A 20256-nucleotide genomic window follows, 5' to 3' on the forward strand; every position below is an offset into this window, starting at 1 on the left:
GCCTTCACCCCCTTGGAATGACCGACATGACCCGACCCCTCCTCGGCCGCCGCGCGGCCACCCTGCTGGCGCTGAACCTCGCGGCGCTCGGGGCCGGCCAGGCGCGCGGCGAGAGCGACTTCCCGAACCAGCCGGTCCGGCTGGTGGTGCCGCAATCGGCCGGCTCGGGCGGCGACGTGGTCGCGCGCCTGCTGGTGGAGTCGATGGGCCGGGCGCTCGGCCAGCCGGTGATCGTCGACAATCGGCCCGGCGCCAACGGGGTGACCGCGACCAGCTACCTGAAGCAGCAGCGCGCGGATGGCACCACGCTGATGCTGGCAGGCGTCTCGATGATGAGCTTCAACCCGCACCTCTACCGCAGCCTGCCCTATGACCCGCTGCGCGACTTCACCTATGTCGCGCCGGTGGTGGACACGCCCTTCGTGCTGGTGGCGAGCCGCAAGAGCGGCATCACCAACCTCGGCCAGCTGATCGAGCGGGCCAAGGCGGCGCCCGGCGAGATCACCTTTGCCAGCGCGGGCATCGGCAACTCCACCCATCTGTCGACCGAGATGATGGCAGACCGCGCCGGCATCCGCCTGCTGCATGTGCCCTACAACGGATCCGGCCCCGCGCTGACCAGCGTGGTGTCGGGCGAGACGGAGCTCATGACCAGCGTGCTCGGCCCGGCGCTGCCGCTGATCCGCGACGGCCAGGTGACGGCTCTGGCCGTGGTGCGGCGCCAGCGGACGTCCCAGATACCCGACGTACCGACCTTGCAGGAACTGGGGGTGGATGCGCCCATCATGCCGGGCTGGTTCGCCCTGGTGGGGCCAGCGGCCATGCCGGCGGGCCCGGTGGCGCGCCTTAACGCGGCCGTGCGCTCGGCCCTTGGGGAGGCTGCCGTACAGCGTCGGCTCGCCGAGATGGACCTTGAGGCCATGGAGGGTAGCCCGGACAGCATCCGGCAGAGGGTGGAAAGCGATAGCGCAATCTGGGGCCGCTTTATCCGGGAACACGGTCTGCGTATCGACTGATCGGCGACCTGCAGGGGGGCGCCCGCAGCGGGCGCTCGTACGGCTCATGGCTACAACTGCACAGCCGGAAGCTGCTCCTTATACCCGATGTCCCATGTTGATGGGTGAGCGCCGTCCCGATTACCCGGCTGACCGCGGATCTGGCGAACAACCTCTATTCGGTCGGCAGCGAGCAGCGCGTCCGCGACCTGGAGCTGACATCCTCCGGCGAAATCACGCCCTCGCTCGCGCGCTCTAATTCCATGGCGCCATCGGCGAGAGGCGGCCATGGCGCGGCGACGGATTAGGCAGGAGGACCTCATTGCACGGCCGGAGCCGCAACCGGCATCGTCGCTGGCGGAAATCGCCGGGTTACTCGACTGGGCCGAGATCGACCGCTACCTGGTCGGCGTCTCGGTCGTGGCTCGGAGCCTGTGCGCGGATGACCGGACACATAACAGCCGGTATCTGAATGCCCGTCACAGCCGCCACAGCGTGTGGTTGATTGCGAGTTCGCGCAGGTCTCCTGGTCGTGCCCGGCCGCACGAAGTGCACGACAGCGCACCACCACCGCTTCAAGCAGATTCCGAAGTACAGGATGGGTAAGTCCAGAGGGTGCCGCCACGCTCCACCAGTGCCACAACCGGGCGGTGATCGGCGGGGCCGGTGCGGTTCCTCAGCGCCTTCTTGCGCTCCGGCGGCATCTCAACTTGGTCGTGGTGGGTTTCATCGACCTCAAGCACCTTGCCCTCGCCGCCGAGCGGTGCCGGGTTCTTATCGATCATCGCCTCGCGGATGCGGTGCGCCATGAACCAGGCGGTCTTGTAGGTAACCTTGAGCATGCGATGGAGCTGGTGCGCGCTCATGCCCTTCTTGCTGGAGGCGAGGAGGTGCACCGCCAGCACCCACTTGTGCAGCGGCACATGGCTGCGCTCGAACACGGTCCCGACCGTCACCGAGAACTGCCTGCGGCAGGCGCGGCGCTCAAGGAGGCCGGGGCGGTGCGCCTCGCCGCAGAGCCGCGTCGCGTTATCCACCGTCCCGCACTTCGGGCAGACGGGGCCTTTCGGCCGGCGCTGCGCCTCAAGGTGCGCGCGGGCGGCGGCTTCGTCGTGGTAGATCGCGTCGGTCAGATCGGCAGACATTGGGGCTCGGCTCCTATGCCGAGGATCACAGGCCTTCATTCTCCTTTGCCAAAGGGATAATGAGGAAAATTCGCCTATTGCGTCCCGCCCCAATACCTAGGATGTTATGCCCATGACCTACCCCATATCTGGCGCGGCGCCACGGCCGTGACGCATGAGGAGATCTGGCGCGCGCTGGATGCGCTCGCGGCCGAGAACGGCCTGTCCGCCTCCGGCCTCGCCCGCAAGGCCGGGCTGGACGCCACTGCCTTCAACCCGTCGAAGCGCATCGGCGCCGATGGCCGGGCTCGCTGGCCCTCCACCGAAAGCGTCGCCAAGGTCCTGGCCGCGACCAGCACGGGGATGAGCGAATTCGCCGCCCTCATCACCGGCATGCCTGTCCTGCCCCGCAGCCGCAGTGGCGCCGGCCGCCGCATCCCGCTCATCGGCCTCGCCCAGGCCGGCGGCGAGGGGTATTTCGACGATGGCGGCTACCCCGTCGGCGGCGGCTGGGACGAGATCGCGGTGCCCGAGGTCGGTGACCCCAATGCCTATGCGCTGGAAATCTCCGGCGAGAGCATGGAGCCGGTCTTCCGCGACGGCGACATCATCATCGTCTCACCCGGCGCGCCGATCCGCCGCGGCGACCGCGTGGTGGTCCGCACCCAGAAGGGCGAGGTGATGGCGAAGGAGCTGAAGCGGCAATCGGCGCGGCGGATCGACCTGCGCAGCCTCAACCCGGCGCATCCCGACTATGCCTTCGACCTGGCCGAGATCAATTGGATGCACCGCATCGTCTGGGGCAGCCAGTAACTCCCCACGACACCGCTGCGCGGCGCCGCGGGGGCCCCGGTTTTCACTCAGGACCCAGGATCTCGCACAGCCTTCCGCGGCAAAGCCGCGGAAGGGCACCAAGAAGCCCCTACCCCTCCCGCGGCAGCAGTTCCCGCAGCGTCGCCAGGTCGCGCTCCGCCCGGAGCGCGAGGTAGAGCGGCCCCTCGCCGAGCGAGACGGCGGTCAGGCCGATATCGCCATAGACCCGCAGCAGGTCCGGCCCGACGCGCCAGAAGGCCGGGTCCACCCCCGCCCGCTCGCAAAGGTCGCGGAAGCGCCAGATGGCGGAGATCGCATCCCGCCGGTCCCCCGCCGGATCGCCCAGCGCCAGCCAGACGCCATCCCGCTTGAGGAAGGCGAAGCCGGCCCGCTCCGCCTCGCCCAGCACCGCGCCATCGGCCTCGGCGGGGGCGAGGGCGCCGAGCGAGGCCAGCCGCGCCCGCGTCTCCGCCCCCCAGGCCAGCGGCCGGAAGCGCGCCGGCCGCAGCAGCCTCACCATGGCGAACAGCAGCAGGATGCCGGTGATGCCGACCGTGAAGCGCAGGCTGTCGGGCGCCAGCGGCGAGACCACCACGGTCCACCAGCTCTCATCCGCGACCTTGCCGCCATAGGCGACCAGCGCCAGGGTGATCCCGCAGGCCGCCACCGCCAGCAACGGCACCAGCGCCTGGGGCGAAAGCGGTTCCCGCGCCAGCCGGCTGTCGCGGTAGAAGGCCGTGCGCAGCGCCGCCACCAGCAGGCCGAGCAGCAGGAAGGGCCCCCAGAGCCACCAGGCCTCACCCCGCACCCAGGCGATGCCGGCGCCGTTCACCAGCAGCACCAGCGTCAGCGCCCAGGCCATGGTCAGCCGCCGCAGCAGCCCATAGGCCATGACCAGCAGCAGCGATCCGACGACCGAGGCGGCGAAATGCGAGGCCAGCGCCACGATATGCCCCGCCCATTCCTCCACGATGGTGTCCCGCGTCGGCAGCGCGCCGAGGAAGATCAGCAGCGCCCCCGCCAGCGCGACGAGCGAGGCAATGGCCGGCACCTCCAGCGCATCGGTCCCCTGCCCGAAGGCCGAGAGCCGCTGCAGCACCGCCCGCCTCTGGCCGAGCTCGAAGGAGACGAAGAGCCCGCCGGCGATGAAGAGCGGGACGATGTAGTAGTACAGCCGGAAGACCAGCAGCGCGCCGATCACCTCCGGCGCCGGCATATAGGGCTGGAGCCCGAGCAGGATCGCGCCGTCGAAGACGCCGAGGCCCCCCGGCACGGTGGCCGCGATGCCGACCGCATAGGCCGCGAGGTAGATGCCGACGAAGCGGAGGAAGGTGAGCCCCTCGGCCTCGGGCAGCAGGGCGTAGAAGATCGCCGCCGTCACCGCGACATCGACCGTCGCCAGCATGGTCTGGGCCAGCGCCATGCGCGGGCTGGGCAGGTCGATCTCGTATTTCAGGATGCGCACATGCCGCTTGAAGCGGCTGAGCACGACATAGGTGCCGACGATACCCCAGAGCGGCAGGGCCAGCAATTGCAGCGCCCAATGCGGCAGGTGGCTGCCGAACCAGGGCAGCACCTCCGGCTCCACCACCAGCACCAGCCCGCCGAGCGCCATGCCGCCAAGGCCAAAGGTGAGGCTGGTGAAGCCCACCACCTTGGCGATCTCGAGCGGCGTCAGCCCCCAGGCGGAATAGAGCCGGTAGCGCACCGCCGCACCCGAGACCGCGGCGAAGCCGAGGTTGTGCGCCAGCGAATAGCCGCAGAAGGAGGCGAGCAGGGATTTTGGCCAGGAAACCGGCCGTCCGGCATAGGCCGAGCCGAGCTTGTCATAGACCGCGAGCACCATATAGGCCGCCACGGTGAGCCCGCCCGCCAGCCAGAGTGCCGAGACCGGCAGCGCCGCCATGGCGCGGCGGATATCCGCAACCGAGAGATCGCGGAATTCCCGCTGCACGACATAGAGCGCGCCCACCAGCAGGACGAGGCCGAAGACCGTCGGCCCGTGCCGGCGCAGCGAGGAGACCAAGCCGGGCACTAGGCCGTCGCCTCGCGCGCCAATGCCGATTCGATCAGCCCGATCGTGCCGGGGATGCCGTAGAGCGCGACGAAGCCGCCGAAACGCGGCCCCTCCTGCTGGCCGAGCAGCACCTGGTAGAGGCAGGAGAACCAGTCGCGCAGATTGGCGAATTCATGCCGCTTGCCGACCTCGTAGAGCAGGGTCTGGATCGCCTCGGCATCGCTCTCGGCCGGCAGGGCGCGCAGCGCGGCCAGCAGGTCCTCCAGCGCGCCGCGCTCCACCGCGCTCGGCGCCCGGTGGCGCTTCTGCGGCGCGACGAAGTCCCGGTAATAGGCGACGGCATACCCCGCCAGCCGGGCCAGCATCGGATGGCTCTCGGCGGTGACGCCCGGGGCATATCTGCCGATGAAGCCCCAGAGGATCTCCGGCCCCTCGGCATTCACCACGCTGGCGAGGTTCAGCAGCATGGCGAAGGCGATGGGCGAGCCGGGATCGTTGCTGCTGCCATTATGGATGTGCCAGGCGGGGTTGGTACCCTCCGGTGCCGCCTTCAGCTTTTCCAAATTGGTCAGGTAGTCGTCCACCGCGCGGGGGATGACGTCGAAGAACAGCCGCTTGGCCCGCTGCGGCTGGCCGTACATGAACTGCGCCAGGCTCTCGGGCGGGGCGTAGCGCAGCCATTCATCGATGGTCAGGCCATTGCCCTTGGACTTGCTGATCTTCCCGCCATGCTCGTCGAGGAAGAGCTCATAGGTGAAGCCCGCCGGCGGCTGGCCGCCGAGGATGCGGCAGATCTGGCCGGAGAGGCGGACGCTGTCGATCAGGTCCTTGCCCGACATCTCGTAATCGACGCCGAGCGCGTACCAGCGCAGCGCCCAATCGGCCTTCCATTGCGCCTTGCAATGCCCACCGGTGATGCGCGTGCCGTGGCGCTTGCCGGTATCCGGGTCGGTCCAGACCAGCAGGTCCTCGGCCGGGCGGACCTCCTCCATCGGCACCTGCATGACGATGCCGGTCTCGGGATGGATCGGCAGGAAGGGGGAATAGGTGGCGCGGCGGTCGGGGCCGAGGGTCGGCAGGATCACCCCCCGCACCTCCTCATGCCGCTCCGCCATCCGCAGCAGGGCCGCGTCGAACCGGCCGGACCGGTAGTAGTCGGTCGAGGAGGCGAATTCGTAGTCGAAGCCGAAGGTATCCAGGAAGGCCTGCAGCCGGGCGTTGTTGTGCTCCCCGAAACTGTCATGCGTGCCGAAGGGGTCGGGGATGGCGGTCAGCGGCCGGCCGAGATAGCCCGCCAGCATCTCCCGGTTCGGGACGTTGTCCGGCACCTTCCGGAGCCCGTCCATATCGTCCGAGAAGGCGATGAGCCGGGCGGGCAGGCCCGTCATCCGCTCGAAGGCGCGGCGGACCCAGGTGGTGCGCGCCACCTCCCCGAAGGTGCCGATATGCGGCAGGCCGGAGGGGCCGTAGCCCGTCTCGAACAGCGCCCCGCCCTTGCCGGAGGCCTTCAGGCGGTCCTCGACCTTGGCAGCCTCCTCGAAGGGCCAGGCCTTGACGGTGCGGAGGGATGGATCGGCGTTCATGATAGGGCAGATGGCAGGGGGCAGCGGCGCGGTCAACGCGGGACGCTGCTTCAGATGCATGGCTGCCCGGCGCCATGGGGCTCAAAGGCATTGTGGCAATGCCCGGCCGGCTGGGCTAATGCCCGGATGTTGCACAGGAGAATGGGGTGTCATGCGTGTTGGCGTGATCGGAGCCACGGGCGCGGTCGGCAAGGAACTGGTGGAGGTGCTCGCCAAGCGGCGCTTCCCGGTGACGGAGCTGCGCCTCTTCGCCTCGACCCGGAGCGCCGGCACCAAACAGAAAACCCCCTGGGGCGAGGTCCAGATCGAGGCCTATAGCCTCGAGGCCGCCCGCGGCCTGGATCTCGCCCTGCTCGCCGTCTCGGGCGACTTCGCCAAGGCCCATGCCCGGGCGCTGGCCGCGGCCGGGGTCGCGGTGGTGGACAATTCCTCCGCCCTCCGGCTGGAGGAGGACGTGCCGCTGGTGGTGCCGGAGGTGAATGCCGCGGCGATCGGCCGCAGCCGCCTCATCGCCAATCCCAATTGCACCACCGCCATCCTGGTGGTGGCGCTGGAGCCGCTGCGGCGTGCCTTCGGGTTGAAGCGCGTCATCGTCTCCACCTACCAGGCGGCCAGCGGCGCCGGCGCCGAGGGCATGGCGGAGCTGGAGCGGGAGACGCGCCGGGTGCTGCTGGAAGGCGGCCCGGCCGGGCATGAGGTCTTTGCCCATCCCCTGGCCTTCAACGTCATCCCGCAGATCGACAGCTTCCAGCCCAATGGCTACACGCGGGAGGAGATGAAGGTCGCCTGGGAGAGCCGGAAGATCATGGGCGCGCCCGATCTTCTCATCTCCTGCACCGCCGTCCGCATCCCGACCTTCCGCGTCCATGCCGAGGCGGTGACGATCGAGACCGAGCGGCCGGTGACGCCCGAGGCGGCGCGCGAGGCGCTGGCCGGGGCGCCAGGGGTGAAGCTGGTCGACGACCCGGCCACCCAGCTCTACCCGATGCCGATCACCGCGACCGGCCAGGACGATGTCGAGGCCGGCCGCATCCGGGCCAACCCGGTCTTCGGGGATTGCGGCCTCGACCTCTTCCTCTGCGGCGACCAGCTCCTGAAGGGCGCGGCGCTCAACGCGGTGCAGATCGCGGAGCGGATGCGGCTGCAATAATCAGGTTATAGGCGCACAGTAACTGCGCCTATAATCCTATCCGGTCAGAAACATAGTTTGTTATTAAACTTACGTTAATTTGCGTCCTTTCTACAAAACAGGAGAGGGGAAATTATGCCAATAGACCTTAAAAAGAAAATTAGCACAATCGAAACTCGCTTACGAACCGACCTCGAAGAAGCTCGCGCTTCCCTAGAACATGCTGGAAATAAAGACACTGTACTTGAAAAATCTTTTCGTAAATATCTAAGAGAACATCTTCCTCGAAATTTAGACGTGGGCGAGGGAGAAATTATAGACACGCATGGCCACTGCGTGGGTGAAACAAAAGACCTGGGCCAAATAGATGTAATCATAGTAGATGAAGCGCACCCCGCAATATACTCTCGTGATCAACCTGCTACATTCCTTATTGAAGGTGTTGTTGCAGCAGGTGAAGTAAAAAGTGTGCTCACCTCGAGCGAATTCAAAAATGTGCTAAAAAAATCCCAAGCATTTAAGCGCCTTTTCCCGAAAATTGCCAACGGGACACAGGTTTTTGGAAACGAAAATGACATCCAAAGGTTTGTCGATAAAAGGCCATATTTTCTTTTTGCTTACGAATCCCAGATAACTTTAGAGTATATAACTCAAACCATTCAAGAATACTGCGCAAGCGAGGGCATTGGAAACCGAGAAGTTTTAGATGCGGTGTTTTGTCTAGACCGCGGGTCAATAATTGATTTCGACGATGGCAACGGGGCTTTCCAATTTTTGAGCGCAGATGGGGTCAAATGCAAAGGATGGCAGTGCCCATCCAGCGACAGCATTATGGTTAACATGCTAGGGTGGATTTCATGCGTAATGCCTAAAATACAGCGCTTTGATGCCATTCTGCCTTACTACATAGTTAAGCATAAATAGCTTGCGCTGCTCTTATTTTTAGTAATAAGCGCAGATATCAAAAAAAGGAACGCCCGCCATGAACCTCGCCCGCTTCCCGCGCATCCGTCTCGGCCACATGCCGACGCCGCTGGAGCCGATGGAGCAGCTCTCGCGCCATCTCGGCGGCCCGAATCTCTGGATCAAGCGGGACGACTGCACCGGGCTGTCCACCGGCGGCAACAAGACGCGGAAGCTGGAATTCCTCTGCGCCGACGCGCAGGCCCAGGGCGCCGACATGCTCATCACCCAGGGCGCCACCCAGTCCAACCATGCCCGCCAGACCGCCGCCGCCGCGGCGAAGCTCGGCCTCGACTGCCTGATCCTGCTGGAGGACCGGACCGGCTTCGCCGATGCGGCCTATACCCAGTCCGGCAATGTGCTGATGGACAAGCTGCACGGCGCCCAGGTCTCGCGCCGCCCCGGCGGGGCCGACATGCAGGCCGAGATGGAGACGGTCGCCGCCGATCTCCGCGCCAAGGGGCGCAAGCCCTATGTCATCCCGGGCGGCGGCTCCAACCCGGTCGGCGCGCTCGGTTATGTCAATGCGGCGCTGGAACTGGTGGCGCAGGCCGCCGAGATGGGGCTGCGCATCGACCATCTCGTCCATGCCACCGGCTCGGCCGGCACCCAGGCGGGCCTCGTCGCCGGCCTGGTCGCGCTGAACAGCGGCATCCCGGTGCTGGGCATCGGCGTCCGCGCCCCGAAGCCGAAGCAGGAAGCCAATGTCCTGGCCCTGGCCGAGCGCACCGCCGCGCATCTCGGCCTGCCCGGGATCATCAAGCCGGAGCATGTCGTCGCCAATTGCGACTATGTCGGCCAGGGCTACGGCCTGCCGACCGAGGGCATGGTCGAGGCGGTGAAGCTGGTGGCGCAGAAGGAGGGCATCCTCCTCGACCCCGTCTATTCGGGCAAAGGGATGGCCGGGCTGATCGACCTGATCCAGCGGGGCCAGTTCACCAAAGGTCAGAACGTGGTCTTCCTGCATACCGGCGGCCAGGCCGGCCTGTTCGGCTATCCGGAGGCCTTCGGCCTGCCCGGCGACATCGCCGCCTGATCCATCACGCCGGCGACCGAAACCGGCCCCTGCCCGGTGTCCTTCCGCGGCTTCGCCGCGGAAGGCTGTGCGAAGCCCCAGGCGCTGGGCGACAATCCGGGGCCCCCGCAAAGCCGCGCAGCGGTTTTGTGGGGAGTTCTAAAGACCCGGCGCGGGTTCTGGGGTAAAGCGCGAACATATGCCCCAGCCCCCGCGCCTTCTCCTGCCCGATGCCCCGGCCCTGGTCGCCGGTCTCGGCCGCGCCACGCTCCTCACCCCGGATGGCGAGCTGCTGGCGGTGCCCGCCTCCGGCCTCGCCGAGGCGCTGGGCGGCGCCGCGCCGCTGCTGGTCCATGCCCCCGCCGCCGCCCGCCGCCTCGACCTGCCGCGCTTCGATGCGGCCTTCGACCTGCTGGAGCTGTTCGCCTTCTGCATGCCGGCGCGGCCGGCCGCGCCGACGCCGCGCGGCCTGGCCATGGCGCTCGACCTGGACGTGCCCACGGATGACGCGGCCGCCGCCGCCCTGCTGCCGCAGATGGCGACCATCCTTCTGCGCCACCTCGCCGCCGGCCGCCATCTGCCGCTGAACCGCGACGCCGCCATCCTCGCCGCGCATCTGAAGAAGGTGGCCGACTGGCCCTGGGCGGATTCCGTCCTCGCCGCCCTCGGCGCCGATCGGGAGAAGCCCTCCCTCGACCCCTACAAGGTCTGGCGCCGCCTGCCGGACTGGGAGGATCCGGGGCCGGCCCAGCCCCCCGGCAGCTTCGATGTCTCGCCCGCCGAGGCGCGCACCCGCCTTGCCCATATCCTCGGCGAGGAATCCGAGCAGCGGCCGCAGCAGGCCGACTACGCCTCTGCCGCCAGCGCCGCCTTCGCCCCGCGCGAGGATCGCGGCACCCCGCATCTGGTCCTCGCCGAGGCCGGCACGGGGACCGGCAAGACCCTCGGCTATATCGCCCCGGCCAGCCTCTGGGCCGAGCGCAACGGCGCCCCGGTCTGGATCAGCACCTTCACCCGCAACCTGCAGCGCCAGATCGACCAGGAACTCGCCCGGCTCTACCCTGAGCCGGAGGAGCGCCGCCGCCGCGTCGTCGTGCGCAAGGGGCGGGAGAACTACCTCTGCCTGCTGAACCTCGAGGAGATGGTGGGCCAGGCCGGCCATGCCGACCTCGCCCTGCCGCTGGCCCTCGTCGCCCGCTGGGCCCTGGCGACCCGCGACGGCGACCTGATGGCCGGCGACTTCCCCGGCTGGGTGGCCGAGCTGCACGGCCCGGCCGCCATCTGGCCGCTGGCCGACCGGCGGGGCGAATGCATCCGCTCCGCCTGCCCCCGCTACAAGCAATGCTATGTCGAGCATTCCATCCGCCGCGCCCGCACCGCGACGCTGGTCGTCGCCAACCATGCGCTGGTGATGGTCCAGGCGGCGCAGGGCGGGGCGGAGGATGCCCGGCCGCTGCGCTACGTCTTCGACGAGGGGCATCACCTGTTCGACGCCGCCGATGCCGCCTTCTCCGCGGCATTGTGCGGCGGCGAGACGGCGGAGCTGCGCCGCTGGCTGCTCGGCGCCGAGGGCGGCCGCAGCCGCGCGCGCGGCCTGCGCCGCCGGATCGAGGAGTTGGCCGGCGACCTGCCCGACCTGCTGCCGCCGATGGAGGCTGCCCTCCACGCCGCCCGCGCCCTGCCCGGCCTCGGCTGGGTGACGCGCCTCTCGGAGGAGCCGCGCGAGCCCGCCTCGGAGGCCGCGGCGGAGCGGCAGTCCAACCCGACCGAGATCTTCCTCCGCGCCGTCCGCCGCCAGGTCCTGGCCCGGGCACCGGAGGAGGACGGGCTCTATGACGTGCAATGCGACCTCCACCCGCTCGGCGAGGACCTGCCCGAGGCCGGGGAGGCGCTGGAACGCGCCCTGAAGCGGATCGAGGAGCCGCTGACCCGGCTGCGCGACCGCTTGATGGAGCGGCTGGAAGATGAAGTCGAGGAGCTGGAGACCACCGACCGCATCCGGCTGGAAACCGCCGCCAAGGGGATCGAGCGCCGCGCCCTGATGCCGCTCGCCGCCTGGCAGGGCATGCTCCGCGCCCTGCGGGAGCCGCCGCCCTCCCCTGGTGAGCGCCGCACCTATGTCGATTGGCTGGCGCTCACCCGGCGCGAGGGGCGGGAGGTGGATGCCGGGCTGCACCGCCACTGGCTGGACCCGACCACGCCCTTCGCCCTGACCGTCGCCGCCCCGGCGCATGGGCTGCTCGTCACCTCCGCGACGCTGCGCGATGCCGGTCTCGGCACCGACCAGGAGGCCGACTGGATCGCCGCCGAGGCCCGGACCGGCGCCAGCCACCTGGCGGCGCCGGCCATCCGGGCTGCCTTCCCCTCACCCTTCGACTATGCCGCCCGCACCCGCGCCTTCGTGGTGACGGATGTGGACAAGACCCGCTCGGCCCAGGTCTCGGCGGCGATGGGGGCGCTGTTCCTGGCGGCCGGCGGCGGGGGCCTCGGCCTCTTCACCGCCATCCGCCGGCTGCGCGACGGCTTCCGCCATATGGCGCCCCGGCTGGAGGCGGCGGGCATCCCGCTCTATGCCCAGCACATGGACGCGATGGACAATGCGACGCTGGTCGATGTCTTCCGCGCCGAGGAGAATGCCTGCCTGCTGGGGACGGATGCGATGCGCGATGGCGTCGATGTTCCCGGCCGCAGCCTGCGCCTGCTGGTCTTCGACCGGGTGCCCTGGCCTCGCCCCTCCATCCTGCACCGGGAGAGGCGCATCCATCTCTCGGGCGGCGACCCCAAGGGTTATGACGATGCGCTGGCTCGGCACCGGCTGCGCCAGGCCTTCGGCCGGCTGATCCGCCGGGCGGATGACCGCGGCGTCTTCGTCCTGCTCGACCGCTCCTGCCCCACCCGCCTGCTGGCCGGCCTGCCGGAGGGGGTGCCGCTGCGCCGCGCCGGCCTCGCCACGGTGGTGGCGGAAACCCGGGCTTTCCTGGCAGAAGGATGACGGAGAGGCGAGTTGACGCCGGCGCCCCATCGCGCGACCACCGGGGCGGAAAGCGAGGCCCCATGCCCAATACCCGTTTCAACCCGCAGGAGGCGCTGGTCTGCGCCATGGTGCTGATGGCGGCCTCCGACCGCATGATGTCGGATGCGGAGCTCGCCATGATGTCCCGGCTGGTGCAGACCCTGCCGGCCTTCAGCGACTTCCACCCGAGCGGCATCTCGAGCGTGACCGAGACCTGCCTGACCCTGCTCGACCGGGCCGACGGGCTGGACCGCGCCTGCACCCTGATCCGCGAGGCCCTGCCGCCGCGGCTGCGCGAAACGGCCTATCTGCTGGCCTGCGAGGTGGCGGCGGCCGATGGCGACCTGACGCAGGAGGAGCTGCAATTCCTCCAGGACTTCCGCATCGCCATGGATATCGACCGGCTGGTCGCCGGCGCGATCGAGCGGGCGGCGCGGGCGCGGTACCAGGTGATCTGAAAAAAAAGTCCCCGGCATGCCGCGGCACGCCGGGGTCAGCAGGCAAGCTCAGTCGATTTTCGAGCTGCTGTGCTTCGAGCTCTTGGTCGCGGTGTCATGGGTATGCGCCACATCGCGCTCCCCACCGCCGCCCGAGACGCGGGAGCGGTCGGGATTGGTTGAGGTGCCCGGCTCCCGCGTCGTGTCGCTGTTCGACTTGTCCTGCGACCGTGTGGCGTGGCCGTGCGAGCCGCCCTGATGGCTGCTGCCCGGGCCGCCGCCGGTGTTGTCGTCGTTCTTCTCGGTGGTGCGGGGCTTGCTCATGGTCGCGGCTCCTGTGCTGTCATGCGGGCGCTAGCCGGGTCAGAACGGCCCGGCCGGCGGTGGGTTTGATCCGCTACCGCGACCCCGCCGGCGCCGGCCAGCGCAGCGCGTCGGGCGTGCGGAAATCCGCCGGCACCACGAAGTCGCTCGCCGCGCCACGCATCGCCCCCGGCGGCCTCGGCAGGCCGCTGCGGCGCCGATAGGCGGAGAGCGGCAGCGGCGGCTTCCGCGAGGGCCGCAGCGCCAGCGCACAGGCGAGGTCGAGCGCCGTGACGCCGAGCACTGCCAGCAGCGCCATGCCGGAGCGATCCCGCTCCGGATTGCCGGGCCGCAGCCCGGCCGCCAGCGTGCCGACATCCAGCACATCGCCGCTGACCCGGCCCCAGAGCCAGGGCTGGGGATCGCGCGTCGTCAGCAGCCCGATCCCGGTGGCAATCTCCCGCAGGCCATAGCTGGCGACCAGCCGTTCATGCCCCTCGAGCCCGGTCGCGCGGGTGACGCGGTGCGGCGCCAGCACTTCCACCAGGCCGAGGCCGATGCTGAACCAGCCCAGGCCCTGGGCGAGGCCGCGCGCCTGGCGCGGCTGCAAGGGGCCGCTCATGGCTTCAGCACCACCTTGATGCAGCCATCCAGCTTGTCGCGGAAGGTCTTGTACATGTTCGGCCCCTCCTCCAGCCCGACCTTGTGGGTGATGACGAAGGACGGGTCGATCTGCCCCTGCTCGATCCGCCGCAGCAGGTCGTCGGTCCAGCGGTTCACATGGGTCTGGCCCATGCGGAAGGTCAGGCCCTTGTTCATGGCCATGCCGAAGGGGACCTTGTCGAGCAGCCCGCCATAGACGCCGGGGATGGAGAGAGTGCCGGCGGGGCGGCAGACATACATCATCTCCCGCAGCACATGCGGCCGGTCGGTCTCCAGCATCACCGCCTGTTTGGCGCGGTCATACATGCTGTCGATCGTCGCCGTCGCATGCGCCTCGAGCCCGACGCAGTCGATGCACTTCTCCGGGCCCTTGCCGCGCGTCAGCTCGTTCAGCCGCTCGACCACGCTGTCCTTCGAGAAGTCGATGACGGTGGCGCCACCCGCCTCGGCCATCGCCAGCCGCTCCGGCACGCGGTCGATGGCGATCACCTGCTTCGCGCCCAGCAGCAGGGCGGAGCGGATGGCGAATTGCCCGACCGGCCCGCAGCCCCAGATGGCGACGGTGTCGTCGCGCTGGATGTCGCACTGCACCGCGGCCTGCCAGCCGGTCGGGAAGATGTCGCTGAGGAAGAGCAGCGTCTCGTCCGGGATGCCGCCCGGCACCTTGATATGCGTCTTGTCGGCGAAGGGCACGCGCAGATATTCCGCCTGCCCGCCGGGATAGCCGCCGGTCAGGTGCGTGTAGCCGAACAGCCCCGCCGTGGTGTGGCCGAAGACCTTGTCGGCCACCGACTTGTTGCGGTTGCTCCGCTCGCAGACCGAGAAATTGCCACGCCGGCACTGGTCGCATTCGCCGCAGAAGATGGTGAAGGGGATGACGACGCGGTCACCCTTCTTCAGGTTCGAGACATCGGAGCCGACCTCCTCGACGATGCCCATCGTCTCGTGGCCCATGATATCGCCATTCTCCATGCCCGGCATGAAGCCGTCATAGAGATGCAGGTCGGAACCGCAGATGGCGCAGGACGTGACCTTGATGATCGCGTCGCGCGGATGTTCGATCTTCGGGTCGGGGACGGTGTCGCAGCGGATATCCTGCTTGCCGTGCCAACGGAGTGCGCGCATCGGGTGTCTCTCTCCCAGAGTCGCGGGGAGGAACGCGATGCCACCTCTCCGGGTTGTCGGCCCGGCCGTGGAACGGTGCTAGAGGGTTTCGGCCGGCGCCAGCGCACAGGGATGCGCCGGATCGCCCTGCTCCAATTGCAGCGTCGCATGGCCGATCCCGAAGCGTTCCCGCAGCCCGTGCTGGACGGCACCGAGGAAGCCGTCATCCAGCGCCGCCCCCGGCCGCACCAGATGCGCGGTCAGCGCCGTCTCGGTGGTCGAGAGGGCCCAGATATGCAGGTCATGCACCTCGGCGACGCCGGGCTGCTGCGCCAGCCAGGCCTGCACCGCCTCCGGCTCGATCCCGCGCGGCACCACATCCATGGCGAGATCGACCGATTCCCGCAGCAGCCCCCATGTGCCCACCAGGATGACGCCGGCGATCACCAGCCCGGCCACCGGATCGATCCAGTCCCAGCCAGTGAGCCGGATCAGCAGCCCGCCCACGACCACGCCAGCCGAAACGGCAGCATCCGCCACCATGTGCAGATAGGCGCCGCGTCGGTTGATATCGGACTCCCGCCCGCGGGCGAAGAGCAGCGCAGTCGCGCCGTTCACCAGGATGCCGGCCGCCGCCACCGCCATCATGAAGCCGGTGGCGACCGGCGCCGGCTCCAGCAGCCGCTGCACGGATTCCAGGGCGATGGCGCCGACGGCGACCAGCAGCAGCATGGCATTGCCGAGCGCGGCCAGGATGGTGCCGCGATGCCAGCCATAGGTCCGCCGCCCGCCGGGCAGGCGCCGCGCCAGGCGCACCGCCACCCAGGCCAGCACCAGGCCGAGCACGTCGGACAGGTTGTGCCCCGCATCCGCCAGCAGCGCCATGGAGCCGGCGATCAACCCCGCCACCGTCTCCAGCAGGACGAAGCCGAGATTGAGCGAGATGCCGAGGGCGAAGCCCCGCTCGCCCGGCGCCGGACCATGGGAATGGCCGTGCCCATGGTCATGACCGTGGTCATGGTCGTGCCCATGGTGATGGTGGTGATGATCCCCGTGCGGCATCAGAAGCGCTTCAGCAGCCGGTCGATATAGTCGAGCTCCTCGGTCGGCCGCTCCCGCTCCGCCCCGCGCCGGCGCAGCTCGTCCTGGAGCTTGCGGGTGCGGAGCATCTCCGCCTCCTCCGGCACGCGGGTATCAGCGCCGTTATCGGCATTGCCGTTCACGTCGCGGGACCGGCGGCCGAGCGGGTCCCGCCCTTCGCCCTGGCCCTGCGCCTGGTCCTGGCCCTGGCCGCCGGGCTGGTTCTCGCCGGCCATGTCGCCGGGCTCGTCGCCTTCCTCGCCCTCGCCGGGCTGCTGCTGGCCGAATTGGCGCTGCATGGACTGCGCCATCTGCCGGCCGCCTTCCTGCAAGGCCCGCAAGGCACGCTGCTGGGCGTCCCGCGCATCGCCGCCGCCGCCGAGCGCCTCCTGCGCCTCCCGCATCGCCTGGTCGGCGCGGCCGAGGCCTTCCGGCACCTCGCCGGTCAGGTCGCCGAATTGCTGCATCAGCTCACCCAGCGCCCGGCGCAGTGCCCGCTGGCGGCGGCCATCCTGCTGGCCCGGCTCGGGCTGTGTCTGCGCCCCTTGGGCCTGCGCGCCCTGCTGCGGCTGGGATTGCTGCGGTTGGGACTGCTGCGGCTGGGATTGGCCCGGGCGCTGCGGCCGGCTGCGCTGGGCGCGGTCGCGCTCGGACTGCTCGGCGCGCTGGTGGCTGCGGTCGAGCATCTCGCTCTGCCGCTTCACCATGTCCTGCACCACGCCCATCTGCTGCTGGCCGCGCTCGCGCCGCTGCTGCCGCTCCGGGCTCTCGGCCCGCTGGGCGCGGCCTTCCTCCAGCGCCTTCAGCATCTCCTCCAGCTCGGCCATCTCCCGCCGGGCGTCCTCGGTGCGACCCTCGCGCGCCGCCTGCTCCATGCGGCGGGTGCGGCGGTCCATCTCGCGCTGGTCCATCAGCCGGTTCTGGCTGCCCTCCGGCATCGCCTCGGCATTCTCGCGCTGCAGCCGCTCGGCCAGCGCCTCCAGGTGCTGACGGATGGCGTCGCGCAGCTCCTGGATGCGGCGCTGCAATTCGGCCCGGCGCTCGGCCTGCTCGGCGGCCCGGTCGGGGTTGGGATCGTTCTGCGCCTCGCGCTGCGCCTGCTCGGCCTGGTCCAGGGCCTCCCGCAGCGCCTCGCGCGCCTGTTGCAGGGCCCGGAGCGTCCGGCCGTCGCGGCCTTCCTCCAGCGCCAGGGCGGTCTCCCAGAGCAGGTCCTGCACCTCGCCCACCGCTTCCGGCCGGCGGTCGTTCATCAGCCGGGCCCGGGCGACGCGCAGCGCCAGATAGGTGGCGGTGTCGTGCTCGAAAGCCTCCGGCGCCCGCATCGCCTCCTCCAGCGCCGTCCGTGCCGCCGGGCGCTCCGCCGGGGCCAGCGACAGGCCGCGGCGGATGGCGATGAGCTGCCGTGCCACCGGGTGGTTGAAGCTCCGCTCCGGCAGGACCAGCCGGGCCGGCTCCGAGGCGCCCTCCTGCCCGGCGCCGTCCCGCGCCCGCAGCCGCGCCTCGACCTCGAGCCCCGCCCAGGGATGCGCCGAGAGGTCGGGCTGCGCCGTGCCGCGCGCGGTCTTCGGCGCGCCGCCCGGCAGGGGCAGGTCGAGCACCAGCGGCGGCGCATCCGGCCGCGCCGCCAGCCGCAGCTCCGCCCCGAGCGAGGCGAGGCCCCAGTCATCCTCCGCCCGCCAGGGCAGGCGGGTGCCGAGGCCCCGCTGGGCCCGGCCCGGCGGCTCGGCGAAGGCGACGGCGGGCGGCGCATCGGCCTGGACCGAGAGCGCCCAGCGCGCCAACTCCGTCCCGCCCCGCCGCACCGCCAGCCGCATGCCCGCATCCAGCACCTGCTCGGCAGCGAAGCTCGCGGCATCGAGCGCCCGGAAGGGCGTGGCCGCGCTATCCGTCACCAGCTCGGGCGGCGTCGCGCCGCCGCCGGTGACCGAAACCTGCAACCGGCTGCCCGCCGGCACCGTGGCGGCACCGCCGGCCGGGTCGAGGAAGACCGGCGCCGCCCCGGTATAGGCGGGCGGCGTCACCCAGGCCTCCAGCCGGAGGCCGGGCCCGGCGACCGGGCCGGCGAAGCCGGGGAGCAGGGCGCGGCGCAGCCGCTCCCCCGCCTCCCCGCCCGCGATCACGAGGCCGGCCACCAGAGCCAGGCCGAGCGCCACCCGCAAAGCCCGCGGGTCGCGCGCCGGCAGGCCCGGCCGCGGCGTGCCGACCTTCAGCCGGGCGATCTGCGCCGCGGCGCGTTCCTGATGCACCCGCCAGAGCGCCAGGGCCGCGGGGTCCTCGCCCGCCGGCCGGTCGGCGAGCGCCGCCAGCGGCCGGTGGCGCAGGCCGGATTCACGCTCCAGCCGCCGCTCCGCCGCCGCCCGGTCGGGCGCCCGGAAGTCGCGGAAGGCCCGCCAGGCCACTAGGCCGAGCGCCGCGGCGAAGCCCAGCAGCAGCAGCAAATGCAGCGCCGGCGGCAGCCGCCCCGGCAGGTCGAGCAGCGCCAGCAGCAGGAACAGGCCCACCACGGCCAGCACCGGCCAGAGCCTGGGCCACAATGCCTCCCAGAGCAGCGCCAGCCGCGCCAGCTGCCGCCGGCGGGCGAGTGCCGCGTCCGGGCGGGGGGCGCTCAGGGCTGGGTCCCTTCGGTCAGCCAGCCGGGCAGGCGCTGCCCGGCCAGGATCGCGTCATGGGTCTGGCGGTCGCGCACCACGGCGAAGCGGGCGCCGTCCACCAGCACCTCCGCCGCCAGGGGCCGCATGTTGTAGGTGCTGCTCATCACCGCGCCATAGGCTCCCGCATCGAGGAAGGCGACCAGCGCGCCCGGTTGCAGAGATGGCAACGCACGGCCCCGCGCAAAGGTGTCGCCTGTCTCGCAGACCGGCCCGACCACATCGGCCGGCGCGGTGGCGGCGGCGAAATCCCGCGGCGAGACCGGCAGGATGCCATGCCAGGCGTCATACATGGCAGGCCGCACCAAGTCGTTCATGGCCGCGTCCAGCACGAGGAAGCGCCGCCCCGTCCCCTGCTTCTGCAGCACCACGGAGGCGAGCAGCAGGCCGGGCGGGCCGGCGATCCAGCGCCCCGGCTCCAGCATCACCGGCAGGTTGAGCGGGCCGAGCGTCGCGGCGATGGCGCCGGCCAGCGCCTCCGGCGTCGGCGCCGGCTCGTCGCGGTAGGGGATGCCGAGGCCGCCGCCGCAATCCAGCTGCTCGACCGGCAGGCCCCGCGCGAGCAAAGCCGTGGCGAGTTCGGCCATGCGGGCATAGGCGGCGCGGTAGGCCGCCATGCCGGCGGTGATCTGGCTGCCGATATGCATGGCGATGCCGACCGGCCGCAGCCCCGGCAGCGCCGCCATCCGGGCATAGAGGGCGGGCGCATCCTCGAAGGCCACGCCGAATTTGTTCTCCGACCGGCCGGTGGTGATCTTGGCGTGGGTCTTCGCATCGACGTCCGGGTTCACCCGCAGCCCGATCCGCGCCACCCGCCCGAGCGAGGCGGCGAGGGCCGAGAGCATCTCGACCTCCTCCGCGCTCTCGACATTGATCTGGGCGATATCCTCGCCGAGGGCGAGGCGCAGCTCCCGCTCCGTCTTGCCGACGCCGGAGAAGACGATCTCGGAGGCGGGAATGCCGGCGGCGCGGGCGGCGCGCAGCTCGCCCTCGCTGACGACATCGGCACCCAGGCCCTCCCCGGCCAGGACGCGCAGCACGGCGAGGTTGGTATTGGCCTTCACCGCATAATGCACCGAGCCGCGCAGCCCGGCGGATTTGAGCGCCCCGGTCAGCGCCCGCGCCCGGCGCCGCAGGGCGCCCGCGGAATAGACCCAAGCGGGCGTGCCGACGGCGGCGGCGATGCGCGCCAGCGGCACCTCCTCCACCGTCAGCCCATCGAGGGCATGCATCGAGAGATGCGGGCGGGCAGCAAGAAGATCCCCGAAATCGGGATCGGGCTGGGCGGGGTCGAGGAGAAGCGGGCTGGCCATCGGTCCATTGTGCGGCGCGGGAAGGCCCCGGGACAAGCGGTGACTCCGCCCCCGGC

16 protein-coding genes and 2 pseudogenes are annotated in these 20256 nt (G+C 70.4%); 8 read left to right on the forward strand and 10 right to left on the reverse strand.

Features of this window, described 5'->3' with window-relative positions:
• Positions 1-26: 26 nt before the first annotated feature.
• Complete coding sequence (locus JMJ55_RS23195) at positions 27-1016, forward strand: Bug family tripartite tricarboxylate transporter substrate binding protein (protein ID WP_202827996.1); 990 nt, start codon at positions 27-29, stop codon at positions 1014-1016.
• 104 nt (positions 1017-1120) lie between these two features.
• Positions 1121-1303, forward strand: coding sequence for a hypothetical protein (locus tag JMJ55_RS23200; RefSeq protein WP_202827997.1), 183 nt, complete (start codon positions 1121-1123; stop codon positions 1301-1303).
• Between the two features lie 309 nt (positions 1304-1612).
• Here JMJ55_RS23200 and JMJ55_RS23205 read toward each other — a convergent pair.
• Positions 1613-2140: pseudogene (locus tag JMJ55_RS23205) on the reverse strand (IS1595 family transposase); the annotation flags it as partial.
• Between the two features lie 147 nt (positions 2141-2287).
• Here JMJ55_RS23205 and JMJ55_RS23210 point away from each other — a divergent pair.
• Entirely contained in the window at positions 2288-2932 is a 645-nt protein-coding gene (locus tag JMJ55_RS23210) for a S24 family peptidase (RefSeq protein WP_202827999.1), read from the forward strand.
• Positions 2933-3041: 109 nt separating this feature from the next.
• Here the strand turns inward: JMJ55_RS23210 and JMJ55_RS32105 are convergent, their stop codons facing one another.
• The 3 genes and pseudogenes from JMJ55_RS32105 to JMJ55_RS23220 all read right to left on the reverse strand — a co-directional run bounded on the left by JMJ55_RS32105 (position 3042) and on the right by JMJ55_RS23220 (position 6532).
• The gene (locus JMJ55_RS32105; protein WP_407927555.1) at positions 3042-3824 is read right to left on the reverse strand and encodes a phosphatidylglycerol lysyltransferase domain-containing protein; all 783 of its coding nucleotides are present in this window, start codon (positions 3822-3824) and stop codon (positions 3042-3044) included.
• 264 nt (positions 3825-4088) lie between these two features.
• Positions 4089-4967 (reverse strand): annotated as a pseudogene (locus JMJ55_RS32110) (lysylphosphatidylglycerol synthase domain-containing protein); the annotation flags it as partial.
• On the reverse strand, positions 4967-6532 hold the full coding sequence (locus JMJ55_RS23220) for a lysine--tRNA ligase (protein ID WP_202828001.1): 1566 nt from the start codon (positions 6530-6532) through the stop codon (positions 4967-4969). The gene JMJ55_RS23220 and the pseudogene JMJ55_RS32110, both read right to left, overlap by 1 nt.
• 151 nt (positions 6533-6683) lie before the next feature.
• On the opposite strand from JMJ55_RS23220, the gene JMJ55_RS23225 reads away from it, so the two are divergent.
• The 5 genes from JMJ55_RS23225 (at position 6684) to JMJ55_RS23245 (ending at position 13110) form a co-directional block, all read left to right on the forward strand.
• On the forward strand, positions 6684-7682 hold the full coding sequence (locus tag JMJ55_RS23225; protein WP_202828002.1) for an aspartate-semialdehyde dehydrogenase: 999 nt from the start codon (positions 6684-6686) through the stop codon (positions 7680-7682).
• A 114-nt stretch (positions 7683-7796) separates the two neighbouring features.
• Entirely contained in the window at positions 7797-8585 is a 789-nt protein-coding gene (locus JMJ55_RS23230; RefSeq protein WP_202828003.1) for a DUF6602 domain-containing protein, read from the forward strand.
• A gap of 58 nt (positions 8586-8643) precedes the next feature.
• On the forward strand, positions 8644-9660 hold the full coding sequence (cuyA, locus tag JMJ55_RS23235) for a D-cysteate sulfo-lyase (protein WP_202828004.1): 1017 nt from the start codon (positions 8644-8646) through the stop codon (positions 9658-9660).
• A gap of 178 nt (positions 9661-9838) precedes the next feature.
• Positions 9839-12631 carry an ATP-dependent DNA helicase gene (locus JMJ55_RS23240; protein WP_202828005.1) on the forward strand — a complete coding sequence of 931 codons (2793 nt, stop codon included), beginning with the start codon at positions 9839-9841 and terminating at the stop codon, positions 12629-12631.
• Positions 12632-12693: 62 nt separating this feature from the next.
• Positions 12694-13110: a tellurite resistance TerB family protein gene (locus tag JMJ55_RS23245; protein WP_236033969.1), complete on the forward strand. Its 417-nt coding sequence runs from the start codon at positions 12694-12696 to the stop codon at positions 13108-13110.
• A 48-nt stretch (positions 13111-13158) separates the two neighbouring features.
• On the opposite strand, the gene JMJ55_RS23250 is transcribed toward JMJ55_RS23245, so the two are convergent.
• The 6 genes from JMJ55_RS23250 to lysA all read right to left on the reverse strand — a co-directional run bounded on the left by JMJ55_RS23250 (position 13159) and on the right by lysA (position 20200).
• Complete coding sequence (locus JMJ55_RS23250) at positions 13159-13413, reverse strand: hypothetical protein (RefSeq protein WP_202828007.1); 255 nt, start codon at positions 13411-13413, stop codon at positions 13159-13161.
• Positions 13414-13486: 73 nt separating this feature from the next.
• The gene (locus JMJ55_RS23255) at positions 13487-14014 is read right to left on the reverse strand and encodes a cyclase dehydrase (RefSeq protein ID WP_202828008.1); all 528 of its coding nucleotides are present in this window, start codon (positions 14012-14014) and stop codon (positions 13487-13489) included.
• A complete protein-coding gene (locus JMJ55_RS23260) occupies positions 14011-15180 on the reverse strand; it encodes a zinc-dependent alcohol dehydrogenase (protein ID WP_202828009.1) in 1170 nt (389 codons plus the stop codon). Before JMJ55_RS23260 ends, JMJ55_RS23255 begins: the two co-directional genes overlap by 4 nt.
• Before the next feature lie 78 nt (positions 15181-15258).
• Complete coding sequence (locus JMJ55_RS23265) at positions 15259-16221, reverse strand: cation diffusion facilitator family transporter (protein ID WP_202828010.1); 963 nt, start codon at positions 16219-16221, stop codon at positions 15259-15261.
• Positions 16221-18773 carry a DUF4175 domain-containing protein gene (locus tag JMJ55_RS23270; RefSeq protein ID WP_236033970.1) on the reverse strand — a complete coding sequence of 851 codons (2553 nt, stop codon included), beginning with the start codon at positions 18771-18773 and terminating at the stop codon, positions 16221-16223. Before JMJ55_RS23270 ends, JMJ55_RS23265 begins: the two co-directional genes overlap by 1 nt.
• Positions 18774-18844: 71 nt before the next feature.
• A complete protein-coding gene (lysA, locus tag JMJ55_RS23275) occupies positions 18845-20200 on the reverse strand; it encodes a diaminopimelate decarboxylase (RefSeq protein ID WP_202828012.1) in 1356 nt (451 codons plus the stop codon).
• Positions 20201-20256: the final 56 nt, after the last annotated feature.

The sequence above is a fragment of the Belnapia mucosa genome (genome assembly GCF_016775475.1).
Taxonomy (GTDB): Bacteria; Pseudomonadota; Alphaproteobacteria; order Acetobacterales; family Acetobacteraceae; genus Belnapia; species Belnapia mucosa.

Coding starts and splice junctions, on each gene's coding strand:
- JMJ55_RS23195 (WP_202827996.1), top strand. CDS start 27: ATGACCCGACCCCTCCTCGGCCGCCGCGCGGCCACCCTGCTGGCGCTG.
- JMJ55_RS32105 (WP_407927555.1), bottom strand. CDS start 3,824: ATGGCCTATGGGCTGCTGCGGCGGCTGACCATGGCCTGGGCGCTGACG.
- JMJ55_RS23220 (WP_202828001.1), bottom strand. CDS start 6,532: ATGAACGCCGATCCATCCCTCCGCACCGTCAAGGCCTGGCCCTTCGAG.
- JMJ55_RS23225 (WP_202828002.1), top strand. CDS start 6,684: ATGCGTGTTGGCGTGATCGGAGCCACGGGCGCGGTCGGCAAGGAACTG.
- JMJ55_RS23230 (WP_202828003.1), top strand. CDS start 7,797: ATGCCAATAGACCTTAAAAAGAAAATTAGCACAATCGAAACTCGCTTA.
- cuyA (WP_202828004.1), top strand. CDS start 8,644: ATGAACCTCGCCCGCTTCCCGCGCATCCGTCTCGGCCACATGCCGACG.
- JMJ55_RS23240 (WP_202828005.1), top strand. CDS start 9,839: ATGCCCCAGCCCCCGCGCCTTCTCCTGCCCGATGCCCCGGCCCTGGTC.
- JMJ55_RS23245 (WP_236033969.1), top strand. CDS start 12,694: ATGCCCAATACCCGTTTCAACCCGCAGGAGGCGCTGGTCTGCGCCATG.
- JMJ55_RS23250 (WP_202828007.1), bottom strand. CDS start 13,413: ATGAGCAAGCCCCGCACCACCGAGAAGAACGACGACAACACCGGCGGC.
- JMJ55_RS23255 (WP_202828008.1), bottom strand. CDS start 14,014: ATGAGCGGCCCCTTGCAGCCGCGCCAGGCGCGCGGCCTCGCCCAGGGC.
- JMJ55_RS23260 (WP_202828009.1), bottom strand. CDS start 15,180: ATGCGCGCACTCCGTTGGCACGGCAAGCAGGATATCCGCTGCGACACC.
- JMJ55_RS23265 (WP_202828010.1), bottom strand. CDS start 16,221: ATGCCGCACGGGGATCATCACCACCATCACCATGGGCACGACCATGAC.
- lysA (WP_202828012.1), bottom strand. CDS start 20,200: ATGGCCAGCCCGCTTCTCCTCGACCCCGCCCAGCCCGATCCCGATTTC.